This is a genomic window from Protofrankia sp. Cas8 (assembly GCF_963555845.1).
GTDB lineage: Bacteria > Actinomycetota > Actinomycetes > Frankiales > Frankiaceae > Protofrankia.
On record NZ_CAUVXI010000099.1, the window covers coordinates 1 to 11,570 of the forward strand.

Genomic DNA, 11,570 nt, shown 5'->3' on the forward strand with positions numbered 1-11,570 from the left:
CCGCCGGGTCGCCTGGCTGTCTGTTGATGATTTTTCGAGGTTTGTGCGCTGAAAGTGGCCTTGTTGATCGCACAAAGCTCGAAAGATCGTTTCTGGTCCGCACCAACCTGCTTCGGGAGTGGGTGACCGGTGTGCAGGGCGCGCTGTGCGATTCCTGCCGTCCTGCATTCAGCGGCGATTCATCCGAGAGCAACGTCGTCCGGCGAGTGTTTGTCTGACAGCCAGTCGCCAATCGCACGGCTGAATTAGGGCGGCATGGCCGAACTGCGACGGCCCGGCCCGGCCCGGCCCGGCCCGGCCCGGGCCGGCCCGGGCCGTCGCATACCGGATGATCGTGCGAAGGAAGGGCTGGTCGTGAACTCTGCCTCGACATCGAGTGTGGTCGCTCCCGCCATACCGCCGGCTTTCGGTGCGTTCGACCCGGCACCGGAACGGCGCGCCGATCCTTACCCGAGCTACCGCGCCCTGCGCGAGGCCGATCCGTTCTACCGCCTGCCGTTGGGTGCGCAGCAGGTCACGATCCTCACGCGCTACCAGGACTGTGTGACCGTTCTCCAGGGCGCGGAGTGGGGCCGCAGCGAAGAAGGAACCAATGCGTGGCGCCCGAGTGACGCGCTCGACGGCGGGCTCCGGTCGTTTCTGCGGATGAATCCGCCCAATCACACCCGGCTGCGCGGACTGGTCAGCAAGGCTTTCACTCCCCGAGTCATTTCCGGTCTGCGGCCCCGGATCACCGCACTCGTCGACTCCCTGGTCGACGCCGCGCAGGCCGCGGGCGAGGTGGATCTGATCGACGTGTTCGCCCGCCCGCTCCCGCTGCGCCTTATCTGCGAACTGCTGGGCGTGCCCGCGCGGGACGAGGAGACGTTCCGGGGCTGGGCGGCCGCGCTGACCCGTGGGCTCGATCCGGACCATCTACTTACACCCGCCGAACTGGCCCAGCGCGTCGACGCCACCCGTGAGTTCGACGCCTATTTCACGGATCTGATCACGGACCGGCGGAACCGGCCTACGGATGATCTGCTCAGCAACCTGGTGGCGGTGCGCGAACAGGGTGACCGGCTGACCGAGGCCGAACTGCTGGAACTCTGTGCGTTGCTGCTGGTCGCCGGGTACGAGACCACGGTCAATCTGATCGGCAACGCGGTGCTGGCACTGGTGCGTAATCCCGACCAGCTCGCGACCGTGCACGCTGATCTCGACCTGGTACCTGCGGTTATCGACGAGACGCTGCGCTACGACCCACCCGTACAGTTCATCGGACGCTTTGCGCTACAGGATACCGAGGTGTCCGGGCGTGCCTTCAGATCAGGCGATGTCGTCGTCACCCTGTTGGCCGCCGCCCAACGGGACCCCGACGCCTTCGGGGATCCGGAGCGGTTCGACATCACCCGCTACGGCGGGCCGGCCCCGGCCCTTCGGCACCTCGGTTTCGGCCTGGGCATCCACTACTGTCTCGGCGCGCCGCTCGCCCGCCTTGAGACAGAGATCGCTCTGCGGGCGCTCATCCGCCGCGCTCCGCGCCTCGCTCTGAGCACAGACCAACTCGCCTACCGGGCACACCTGGTCGTGCGTGGCCTCCAGACCCTCCCCGTCCGGCTGGCGCCCTGACGGCGGCCAAACCCGGGTCAGTCAACCCGGGTCAGTGGCGGGTGGCGGGTGGCAGCTGCCCAGGTAGGGACGGACGTGCCCGACCGGACCGGACGACGCCCGCCACCACAGCGGGCCGCAGCAGCGCGGTGGGAGCCTCCACGAGGTTCAGCACATTCATCAGCGCGCCGGCCACCGTGGCATCGTGATGTGCGGCGATCTGTACCCGCTCGCCGTATGCCCCGACCAGCCGGCCGCGTAGGCTGCGTCGCCCCTGCACGCCGGGATAGCGAAGGTCTGCGCCGGTTGCCATCTCCCATGCGGCGTCCACGAGGCGGCCGGCCTGCCGGTAGAAGCGCGCGGGCAGATCCGGGCCACCGGCCTCCAGACAGGTCCGCAGGGCCAGCGCCTGCTGGGCCGCCACCGTCATCCCCTGGGCGTAGAGCGGATTGAAGCTGCAGATCGCGTCGCCGATGGCGAGGAACCCGACGGGCGGGTTCGTCAGACGCTCGTAGCGTCGACGCAGCGAACCGGAGAAGCGGTGGGGGATCGGGTCACTGAGCGCTTCCGCCGAAGCGACCAGGTCGTGGATGTCGGGAACGGGCAGCGTCCGGGCGAACGCCTCGAAACCGTCGGGGTCCGTCGGCGGATGGTCGCCGAGCATCCCGGCAAGCGTTATCTGCCAACGCTCGCCCTCGAGCGCTACGGCTCCGCCGCCACGGAACCCGGGCATCGTCGAAATGATGATCGAGCGGTGACCGTCAAGGTCGTCGGGCTTACGGCGGTAGAACCGCGACGCATAGCCGAGGTTCACGTCGACCCGCTGCTCCGACGGCCGGGGCAGGCCGAGGGCGGCGAGCCAGTCCGGGCCGCGGGAACCGCGTCCGGTCGCGTCGACGACGAGGTCCGCACCGACGAACTCCGCACCGACGAACTCCGCCCGCTCGCCGGCCGCCGGCCCCGGGCCCGGCCCGGGGCCATCCGAAACGGTTCGGGCCGATCGCAGGACCCGCACGCCGATGATGTGCCCGGGAGAGCCGGGAGAGCCGGGAGAGCCGGGAGCTGCGACAAGCTCGGTCGCGGCTGCCCGCTGGACGAACTCCACCCCCGCGGTCCCGCGCAGACTCGTCCGGATGACGGCTTCCAGCAGCGGTCTGCTGGCGAGTATCGAGATCAGCCCGGTCTCGGTCGGGTGGACCCGCAGCCCCCGTAGGTACCAGCGGGAACCGACGAGCGTCTCGATCGTGGGAGCACCCCTCGCGCCGAGTTCGGCGGTCAGTCCGGGAAACAGTTCCTCCATGATCTGACGGCCACGGTCGAGGAGGCCGTGCAGGTGGCGACCCTGGGGCACGCCGCGACGCGGGTCTGCCTCGGGGTCGGCATCGGGGTCGGCAAGGACGTCCCGCTCGAACACGGTGACCCGGTCGAAGGTTGCCGCGAGCACCCGGGCGGCGAGCAGCCCGGCGATGCCGGCGCCCAGGACGACCGCGTGGTCACGGCCGTCGGCGGTCCGGGGAACCAGCGCGGGCCGGCTCCGGAACGGATCATCAGTGTCGGACGTGAATTCCTGCTTCGGCTTCCGGACTGTCCCACCGTGTACCATCACGCCTCCGTGGCCGTCCTGTGTTCGCCACCGACAGGTGGTCCACCGCCAGCATGGTCGGGTCATCTCGAATCTTATTCTCGTCTGTTTGGCCGGCTTTTTAATTATTGAGCCATCCGATAGATCCATTCATGGACGCAATGATGCGACGGGATGTGGCGTGGCCGGTCGGACGAAAACCCGTCGGGATCTTGCCTCGGTATGTCAATGAACCGTTCACCGTGGCGCCAGTCGGATCTGCTGGTATAGCTTTTTACCGGACGATCTGACACGTTCGGCGATTTCCGTTCCCGACGTGGGCGTCAGCGTATCCGCCGGTGCGCTCGACGCTGACGACCGGTGACCGGAGAAGCGTCGAAGAATCGTGAGAGGGAGCCGAAATGGACGTGGCAACCAGCCCGGCGAACACGCGGACCGACATGGTTGTACCGCCCCTGTTGGGCGAGCTGTTCGATCCGGCGAACCGCGCCGATCCGTACTCCCGATACGAGGAGCTACGAGCCGCCGGACCACTCCACATGTCAGCCATCGGGTTGCACCTGGCAACCCGTTACACAGACTGCGTCAAGATCCTGCAGAGTGCGGACTGGGGGCACGACAAGGAAGCCGAGCAACTGCACCCCACCATCCCGGCAGCGGCCTTCCCCGACACGTTCCTGTGGATGGAGCCACCCGACCACACTCGGCTACGCGGCCTGGTCACCAAGGGATTCACCGCGCGGCGGGTGGCCGAGCTCCGGCCGCGCATCACCGAACTGGTGGACAGCCTTTTTGACGCCGCGCTGGACGCCGGCGAGTTCGATCTGATCGAGATGATGGCCTACCCGCTGCCGCTCACCATGATCTGCGAGATTCTGGGCGTGCCCGCCGAGGATCATCCACTCGTGCAGAAGTGGTCGCAGGCGCTCTCGCGCGCGTTCGATCCCGACGTCTACATGACGGCCGAGGCGCTGGCCGCCCGCAACGCGGCGCTGCCGGAGTTCGCCGCATACTTCCGTCAACTTGTTGACGAACGGCGGCGCCGCCCCGGCGACGACCTGATCAGTTCCCTGGCCGCGGTGGAGGACCAGGGCGACAGGCTCACCGCGGAGGAAGTTCTCGGCACCTGCATCACCCTGATCATCGCGGGTCACGAGACGACCGTGAACCTGGTCGGCAACGGTGCCCTTGCCCTGTTGCGCAACCCCGACCAGCTCGATCTGCTGGGCACGAGGCCGGAGCTGATACCCAGGGCCGTGGACGAGCTGCTCCGTTACGACTCGCCCATTCACATGAACACCCGTGCCGCCAAGCGGGAGCTCGTGATCGGTGGGCGGACCTTCGCTCCCGGGGAAGGCGTGGTCGCTCTGATCGCCTGCGCGAACCGTGACCCTGACGCCTACGAGGAACCAGACCGGCTCGACGTCACCCGATTCTACGGCGAACGCCCGGTCTCGCGTCATCTGTCCTTCAGTCTCGGCCACCACTACTGCCTGGGCGCGCCACTCGCCCTGCTGGAGATGGAGATCTTCCTCGACGCGCTGGTGAGTCGGGTCAGATCCACCGAGCTGCTCAGCGCCACCCCTCCGTACAAGCCGAACATCCTCATCCGTGGTCTGGCGGGTCTGCGGGTCCGGTTCAAGGCCTGAGCCCGGCGTGCCGGAGACCTCGGGGGCGGGTTACGGTCACCGGCTTCAGGGTCTCCAGCTACGCGAAAACCACCGGCGGCGTCGCTTTGGCCTCGACCAGGTCAGGCTGCCGTTCTGGTGGTCTCCAGGACGGCTTCGACGTCGACGGTGACGTCGATCATGTCGCTGACGACGACGCCGCCACGGTCGACCACGTCGTTCCAGCTCACGCCGAAGTCGTGCCGGTTGATACGGGTCGCGGCGACGAAACCCGCACGTCGCCGTGGCCCGAGGTTCTGGCCGTTCTCCCACCAGGGCGTATCCCACTGGCCCAGATATGTCACGGCCAGAGTCACTGGGCGGGTGGTCCCACGGATGGTCAGCTCCCCGGTGACGTCGAACTCCGTCGCGCTCACCTGGGTCACCCGCGTTCCCGTGAACGTCCATGTCGGATGGTGGTCCACGTCGAAGAAGTCGGCACTGCGCAGGTGGGCGTCCCGGTTGGGTTCGCCGGTGTACACCCCGGTCGCGTCCAGCGTCGCCTCGATGCGTGCGTTCTCGGGTTCGTCCGGGTCGACCTCTATGGACCCGCGAATGTTCTTGATCTGCCCTCGCACGTAGGTGACCATCATGTGCCTGGCCGTGAACTGCGCGCCGGTGTGACCGGGTTCGAAGAACCAGCTCGTCGCCGCCACTGTTTGTTCCTTCCCTCGGAGATGTCGGCCACACGACCGGCACGGCCGCCAGGAGTCACCCCGACCACGTCGACCACGTCGTGTAGCCGTCCTACCCACGGCGGGCGATGACGGCACCATCACCAGGCGTGCGGTTTCGGGTGGACGGGTCGTGTTGGCCGCCTGTCGGCGGGTAGCGCTGCGTTCACTCGTAATGATGTTGCTTATCGGCCGGTATCCTGAACTGTCGGTGGATCGGTGCATAGATCGCCGACATCGCCCGATGATCGTCTGATCTCTGTGTGCGCAGCCGCCAGGGCCGGCCTTCGCGGTAGACGGAGGTATCGATCATGATTGGATCGGTCACATGAAGGATCTTGTCGGGCAAACGTTCCTGGTGACCGGCGCCAACACCGGGATTGGTCTGGCTACGGCCTGTGATCTTGCTCTGCGTGGCGGGCGGCTGTACATCGCCTGCCGATCGGAGGCCAAGGGGCGAGCCGTCGTTGACGACATCGTGCGGACGACCGGGAACGAGGCCGTCGCCTTCCTTTCCCTGGACCTTGCCGACCTGGCGTCCGTGCGTCGGTGCGCCGAGGACTTCCTCGCTCTGGGTCAGCCGCTGCACGGGCTCATCAACAACGCCGGTGTCGCTGGGCATCAGGGCATCACCCGGGATGGCTTCGAGCTGGCTTTCGGGGTCAACCACCTCGGCCATTTCCTGCTCACCACCGCCGTGCTCGACTGTCTGGTGGCCAGTGCGCCTGCTCGCGTTGTCACCGTCTCCAGCGACGGGCATTACCGGGCCAAGGGGATTGACTTCACAATGCTACGCAAACCCACGCACAGCATCACCGGATTTCCCGAATATGCGGTGTCCAAGTTGTGCAACGTACTGTTCACCCAGGAGCTCGGCCGTCGGCTGGCCGGTCGTGGTGTCACGACATACGCCGTGAACCCCGGCGCGGTGGCGTCCGACATCTGGCGGCGGGTGCCCTGGCCGATCCGGCCGCTGATCAAAATGCCGATGCGCTCCACCGAGGACGGCGCCCGCACATCGGTCTACTGCGCCACGGCCCCGGAGCTGGCGGGCGTGACCGGCCGTTTCTACGACAACTGCCGCGAACGGCAACCGAGCCGGGTCGTCAGCGAGGAGCTCGCCCGGCTGTTGTGGGAACACAGCGAAACCTGGACGGCGGCCTGACCCCGCGTACAGCTACCGGCGCGCAGCGGCGTCAGTCGCGGGTCGGTCGGCCGGCGTCGCGTACCGGTCGGGCCTGCCACAGGCTGACCAGCATCGTGATCAGGATCACCAGGCCGCCGAAGATGAGGCTGCCGCCCGTCCACGGAGAGGAGAAAGGCAGCGCTTCCACGACAATCCACGCGACGCCGGCGGCAACCATGGCCAGCCCGAAGACGATCGTGAAAACGGATGACCACACCGCCGCCGCGGCCTGGTCAGCAAGGTCGGCGGCCTTCTGCCGCGCCCGTTCGAACCGTCGCCGGGCCCATGGGTACTCCAGACTCAGGATGAAGAACCCCAGCGCGACGATGAGGAATCCCGGGCCGGGCAGGGCGAGCAGCGCAACCCCCACCCCGAGCACGCCCACTCCGAGCACGGTCACCACGATCCGGCGGACCAGGCGGGCACTCCTGTTGAGCACCGCGGAACCGCCTTTCCGCGGGACGTCATGCGGGACCGGTTGACCAGACGCCGCCGTGTCCGCTGCGTGTCCATCGGCCGAGTGCCACCTGCGGTGGGACATTGTTGCCACGGTACCCAGCGAACGGAGCGTGCGATCGTTGGCCGTGGCCGTGGCCGTGGCCGTGGCCGTGGCCGCCCTGGGCGGGCCGTTCCCGGAAGGAAACCGGTGGCACGCAGGCGAGTGACCACACATTCCCGCGTCCCCCAGGTTCTGTCGAGCCGTGGGGAGTTCGCCGAGTTCCTCCGCCAGGAGACCACCGGTGGCTTCCTGCTGCTGGGAGCCACCCTGATCGCCCTGGTGTGGGCAAACGTCGCCGGCGGCACCTACCGGGAGGTCTGGGATGCGCAGCTGGGCTTCGGCCCGTCCTGGTTGCATCTGAACCATCTGAGCGCCGGGGCGTTGGTGGCCGACGGCCTGCTCGCGGTGTTCTTCTTCGTCGCGGGCCTTGAGCTCAAGCGGGAACTCGTCGTCGGGGAGCTCTCGGACGATCGCGCCGCTGTCCTGCCGGTCGTCGCGGCGCTCGGCGGCATGGTCGCCCCGGCTCTGGTGTTCCTGGCGGTCGCCCGGGGCGCGCCGGGGGCGTCTAACGGCTGGGCGATCCCGGTGGCCACCGACATCGCCTTCGCACTCGGTGTGCTGGCCCTGGCCGGGACGAACCTGCCCACCTCGATGCGGGTGCTGTTGCTGAGCCTGGCGGTCGTCGACGACATCGGCGCCATCATCCTGATAGCTGTTCTGTTCACCAGCGGGCTCGAACCGGTCTGGCTGGGCGCGGCCGTGCTCCTGCTGGCCGGCTACGCGTTCGCTCAGCGGCGACGGTGGACCTCGCCGCTGCTCCACATCCCACTGGCTCTGGGTGTGTGGATATGCGTACACGCTTGCGGGATACACGCGACCGTCGCCGGTATCGCCCTGGCGCTGCTCACCCGGGTGCACGCCGACCCCGGTGAGGGCCTCTCACCCGCCGTGCGCCTTGAGCACAGACTGCATCCGCTCTCGGCCGGACTGGTCGTGCCGCTGTTCGCGCTCGCCGAGGCCGGGGTGCCGATCACGGTGACGGCGCTGCGTGCCGTGTTCGAGGACCCTGTGTCCCAGGGCATCATCGCCGGGCTCGTCGTTGGCAAGGTGATCGGTGTTCTCGGCGGTGTGTGGCTCGCGGTGCGGGTCGGCGCGGCGCGGCTGCTCGTCGGGCTCGGCTGGCGCGGGGTGACCCCGATCGGTGTGCTGGCCGGTATCGGGTTCACCGTCAGCCTGCTGATGTCACGGCTTGCCCTCGACGACTTCGGCGCCCAGCAGCGGGCCGCCACCGCGGTGCTCGTCGCGTCCGTGGCGGCCAGTGTCCTCGCAATGATCGTTATGAGGCTTGTCGGTCGTGCGAAACCCACCGTCCGCGGCGGGTGAATTTGTCGGTGCGGCGTCTCGCCAGCAGCTGGTGATGTTTGGCAGGATGCCGGCTGTGAGTGGACTCCTTGCAGGTAAGCGCATCCTCGTCACCGGCGTCCTGACGGACGCGTCCATCGCGTTCGGGGTCGCCCGGATCGCCCAGGAACAGGGCGCGACGGTGGTGCTGACCGGATTTGGCCGCGGGCTGTCGCTGACCCGCCGGATCGCCAAGCGGCTCCCCGACGAGGCTCCCGTCATCGAGTTGGACGTGACCGACGAAGAGCACCTGAGCGCGTTGGCCGACCGGATCCTTGAGCACACCGACGGGTTGGACGGTGTCCTGCACGCGGTTGGCTTCGCGCCCGAATCCGTGCTGGGCGGCAAGCCGTTCGTGGAGGCACCGTGGGCCGATGTCGCCACCGCCGTGCAGGTCTCGACCTGGTCGTTGGCCGCGCTGTGCCGGGCGACCCTGCCGTTGTTCGGCGAGCGGGTCTCGGTCGTCGGGCTCGACTTCGACGCGGCGGTGGCCTGGCCGTCCTATGACTGGATGGGTGTGGCCAAGGCCGGGCTGGAGTCCGCGACCCGCTATCTCGCTCGTGATCTCGGACCTCGGGGCGTCCGGGTCAACCTGGTTGCGGCGGGGCCGCTGCGCACGATGGCAGCCAAGAGCATCCCCGGCTTCGAGCGGTTCGAGGCTGTCTGGGACGAGCGCGCGCCGCTCGGCTGGAACATCCATGACACCGGCCCCGCGGCCCAGGCCTGCGTGGCGCTGCTGTCGGACTGGTTCCCCGCCACCACCGGAGAGATCATTCATGTGGACGGCGGTGTGCACGCGATCGGTACGTGATCCGTAGGTGATCCATACGTGATCCGTAGGTGATCGGTACGTGCGGCATCGCGGTGGTCGTCCGCCGGGAACCGGCTGGCGGACGACCCGGCTGGCGGGACGCGGCTCGGTCAGCGCAGGAACGCCTGGCCGCCGTCGAGCGCGATCGTCGTACCGGTCATGTAGCTGGCGGCGTCGCTGCACAGAAAGGCGACCACGTCCCCGATGTCGTGGCGCGGGTCGCCCAGCCGGCCCAGCGGGATGTTGCTCAGACTCCGGGCGTACTCCTCGGGTTGCGCCTGCGCCCACGCATCCGCGGCGGGGCTGGTGGACGCGGGCAGCACGGTCAGAACCCGGATTCCGTCCTTGCCCCACTCCGCGGCCGCCACCCGGCCTAGCGTCTGGGTCGCGGCCTTGACCGACGCGTAGACACCCCGGCCGACCGGCATCGGATTCACCGAGGTCGAGCTGCCCAGGTTGATCACAACGCCGCCGTTACGCAGATACGGGTAGGACGCGCGCATCAGCCGGAAGGTGGCGAGCGTCCCGGATTCCCAGCATGCCTGGAGAACGGACTCCTCGACGTCGAGGATGGAGCCGAGCGCGGTCTGCTGAGCGTTGTTGACGAGAATGTCCAGACCGCCGAGCCCGTCGACCGTCGCGGTCACGCTCCTGGCGATGTCCTCGGGCCGGGTCACGTCGGCGGGGATGGTCAGCGCCCGGCCGCCGAGCTCATGGACCTCCTTGGCGACCTCGATCAGTTTTGACTCGGTCCGCCCGACGAGGGCGACAGCCGCGCCCTGCGCGGCGACGGCCAGGGCGATGCCACGGCCGACCCCCTGCCCGGCGCCGGTGATCAGGGCCTTGCGGCCGACGAGCGTCCCCGCCATCGCCGTTCTCCATTCCATGTCGAGTTTGTTTTGTTAGATTTAACTTATCTGCCTGCTTGATGATGCGTCGACCATTCGGAGGTGGACTGCTTGACCGGCAGTCTGGACAACCGCTTAGCGATCGTCACCGGCGCCGGATCGGGTATCGGACGGGCGACCGCGCGCCTGCTCGCCGCCCACGGCGCTCATGTGGTGGTCAATGATCTTGTGCCCGAGCGGGCGAAGGAAACGGTCGCTCAGGTGAGTTCCGAGGGCGGTAGCGCCGAGGAGTACGCCGGTGACGTCACCCTGTCGGCGTTTGTCGACCAGCTCGTCGCCGATGTCGTGGCTACCTGGGGACGGCTCGACATCCTGCACAGTAACGCCGGCGCCGGGCTGGCTCAGGGGCCGCTGGTATCCATCGAGGACGACGGTTGGCAGGCGGACCTCGCGCTCAACCTCGGCGCCAGCTTCTTCTTTTTGCGTGCGGCGCTGCGGGCCATGGTTCCCGCCGGCCGGGGTTCGATCATCTGCACGGCATCCACCGCGGGTCTGGCTGCCGTTCCCGGCGTCGCCCCGTACGGGTCCGCCAAGGCGGGGCTCCTGCAGCTGGTCCGTTCGGCCGCCGTCGAGTACGGGCCGAAGGGGATCCGGGTGAACGCCGTCGTACCGGGATCCGTCGCAAGCGCGAGGTTCACCTCGCGGGTCGGAGGCGAGGAGCGACTCGCCGCCTACGAGCGGCAGATCCCGCTCGGCCGTACGGTGACCGCGCATGACGTCGCCGAAGCGGTGCTCTGGTTGGCATCGGACGCCTCGGCGTGTGTCACCGGTATCGCGTTGCCGGTCGATGGCGGGATGGGTGCGATGCTTGCTCAGCCCTACCTCGGGGACTGATCCTTCCGGGAACTGGTGCGCGTGCGGACTGATGCGCCTGGTCGGTCCGGCGGCCTGTCGGGCCCGACGCCGAGCTCGGCGAGTCGGCCGCGTAGTTCGGGCTCGGGTAGCCCGCTGATTTCGACGATCTTCATGCGGCTTGTGGCGCCTGTGACCAGCACGACCTCGCGGCGGCGTACACCAAAGGCGGTCGCGAGCGCCCGCAGCGCAGCTTCGGTTGCCCGGCCGTCCACAGCGGGGGCGGTGACGTGGACGATCAGCGCCAGCCCACCACCGGCGCTGACGGGCTCACCAGCGGTCGCGAGTTCCTGGAAACCGCCGACCGAGGTCCGGGCCGATCCGGGGCGAACTTTGATGGTCAGGCGCACTGCCGCATCGTCTCGCGAAGCAGCCATCATGGCGGGGGTCCGGTGTGTCG

13 protein-coding genes are annotated in these 11,570 nt (G+C 68.3%); 7 read left to right on the plus strand and 6 right to left on the minus strand.

The features are described 5' to 3' along the window. Both U9977_RS15275 and U9977_RS15280 read left to right on the plus strand, forming a co-directional pair. Positions 1-218: hypothetical protein (locus tag U9977_RS15275; RefSeq protein ID WP_322749926.1), on the plus strand; the 218-nt coding region annotated here is incomplete at its 5' end. 136 nt (positions 219-354) lie between these two features. Continuing rightward, complete coding sequence (locus tag U9977_RS15280; protein ID WP_322749927.1) at positions 355-1,611, plus strand: cytochrome P450; 1,257 nt, start codon at positions 355-357, stop codon at positions 1,609-1,611. 31 nt (positions 1,612-1,642) lie between these two features. Here the strand turns inward: U9977_RS15280 and U9977_RS15285 are convergent, their stop codons facing one another. Then, positions 1,643-3,193 (minus strand): FAD-dependent oxidoreductase, encoded by a 1,551-nt coding sequence (locus U9977_RS15285; RefSeq protein ID WP_322749928.1) that lies wholly within the window; start codon positions 3,191-3,193, stop codon positions 1,643-1,645. A 380-nt stretch (positions 3,194-3,573) separates the two neighbouring features. On the opposite strand from U9977_RS15285, the gene U9977_RS15290 reads away from it, so the two are divergent. Continuing rightward, positions 3,574-4,821, plus strand: a complete 1,248-nt coding sequence (locus U9977_RS15290) for a cytochrome P450 (RefSeq protein ID WP_322749929.1) — start codon at positions 3,574-3,576, stop codon at positions 4,819-4,821. Between the two features lie 101 nt (positions 4,822-4,922). Here U9977_RS15290 and U9977_RS15295 read toward each other — a convergent pair whose 3' ends face one another. Both U9977_RS15295 and U9977_RS15300 read right to left on the minus strand, forming a co-directional pair. Next, positions 4,923-5,495 carry a YceI family protein gene (locus U9977_RS15295; protein ID WP_322749930.1) on the minus strand — a complete coding sequence of 191 codons (573 nt, stop codon included), beginning with the start codon at positions 5,493-5,495 and terminating at the stop codon, positions 4,923-4,925. A gap of 184 nt (positions 5,496-5,679) precedes the next feature. Beyond that, positions 5,680-5,841: a hypothetical protein gene (locus tag U9977_RS15300; RefSeq protein ID WP_322749931.1), complete on the minus strand. Its 162-nt coding sequence runs from the start codon at positions 5,839-5,841 to the stop codon at positions 5,680-5,682. Here U9977_RS15300 and U9977_RS15305 point away from each other — a divergent pair, their 5' ends adjacent. Beyond that, the gene (locus U9977_RS15305; RefSeq protein ID WP_322749932.1) at positions 5,842-6,678 is read left to right on the plus strand and encodes an SDR family oxidoreductase; all 837 of its coding nucleotides are present in this window, start codon (positions 5,842-5,844) and stop codon (positions 6,676-6,678) included. A gap of 31 nt (positions 6,679-6,709) precedes the next feature. Here the strand turns inward: U9977_RS15305 and U9977_RS15310 are convergent, their stop codons facing one another. Continuing rightward, positions 6,710-7,138: a PGPGW domain-containing protein gene (locus tag U9977_RS15310; RefSeq protein WP_322749933.1), complete on the minus strand. Its 429-nt coding sequence runs from the start codon at positions 7,136-7,138 to the stop codon at positions 6,710-6,712. 207 nt (positions 7,139-7,345) lie between these two features. Here U9977_RS15310 and nhaA point away from each other — a divergent pair, with 207 nt between their 5' ends. Beyond that, entirely contained in the window at positions 7,346-8,581 is a 1,236-nt protein-coding gene (gene nhaA / locus U9977_RS15315) for a Na+/H+ antiporter NhaA (RefSeq protein WP_322749934.1), read from the plus strand. A gap of 55 nt (positions 8,582-8,636) precedes the next feature. Beyond that, positions 8,637-9,410 carry an enoyl-ACP reductase FabI gene (gene fabI / locus U9977_RS15320; protein ID WP_416210630.1) on the plus strand — a complete coding sequence of 258 codons (774 nt, stop codon included), beginning with the start codon at positions 8,637-8,639 and terminating at the stop codon, positions 9,408-9,410. Between the two features lie 110 nt (positions 9,411-9,520). On the opposite strand, the gene U9977_RS15325 is transcribed toward fabI, so the two are convergent. Beyond that, complete coding sequence (locus U9977_RS15325) at positions 9,521-10,279, minus strand: SDR family NAD(P)-dependent oxidoreductase (protein ID WP_322749936.1); 759 nt, start codon at positions 10,277-10,279, stop codon at positions 9,521-9,523. Positions 10,280-10,369: 90 nt separating this feature from the next. Here U9977_RS15325 and U9977_RS15330 point away from each other — a divergent pair, with 90 nt between their 5' ends. Then, positions 10,370-11,152, plus strand: coding sequence for an SDR family NAD(P)-dependent oxidoreductase (locus U9977_RS15330; protein ID WP_322749937.1), 783 nt, complete (start codon positions 10,370-10,372; stop codon positions 11,150-11,152). Here U9977_RS15330 and U9977_RS15335 read toward each other — a convergent pair. Further along, positions 11,137-11,520 (minus strand): DUF167 domain-containing protein, encoded by a 384-nt coding sequence (locus U9977_RS15335; protein ID WP_416210631.1) that lies wholly within the window; start codon positions 11,518-11,520, stop codon positions 11,137-11,139. The two genes, U9977_RS15330 and U9977_RS15335, sit on opposite strands and share 16 nt — an antisense overlap. Positions 11,521-11,570: the final 50 nt, after the last annotated feature.

What these genes read in the sequence shown, in the direction of transcription:
- U9977_RS15305 (WP_322749932.1), top strand. Translation starts at nt 5,842, where the DNA reads ATGAAGGATCTTGTCGGGCAAACGTTCCTGGTGACCGGCGCCAACACC.
- U9977_RS15290 (WP_322749929.1), top strand. Translation starts at nt 3,574, where the DNA reads ATGGACGTGGCAACCAGCCCGGCGAACACGCGGACCGACATGGTTGTA.
- U9977_RS15285 (WP_322749928.1), bottom strand. Translation starts at nt 3,193, where the DNA reads ATGGTACACGGTGGGACAGTCCGGAAGCCGAAGCAGGAATTCACGTCC.
- U9977_RS15325 (WP_322749936.1), bottom strand. Translation starts at nt 10,279, where the DNA reads ATGGCGGGGACGCTCGTCGGCCGCAAGGCCCTGATCACCGGCGCCGGG.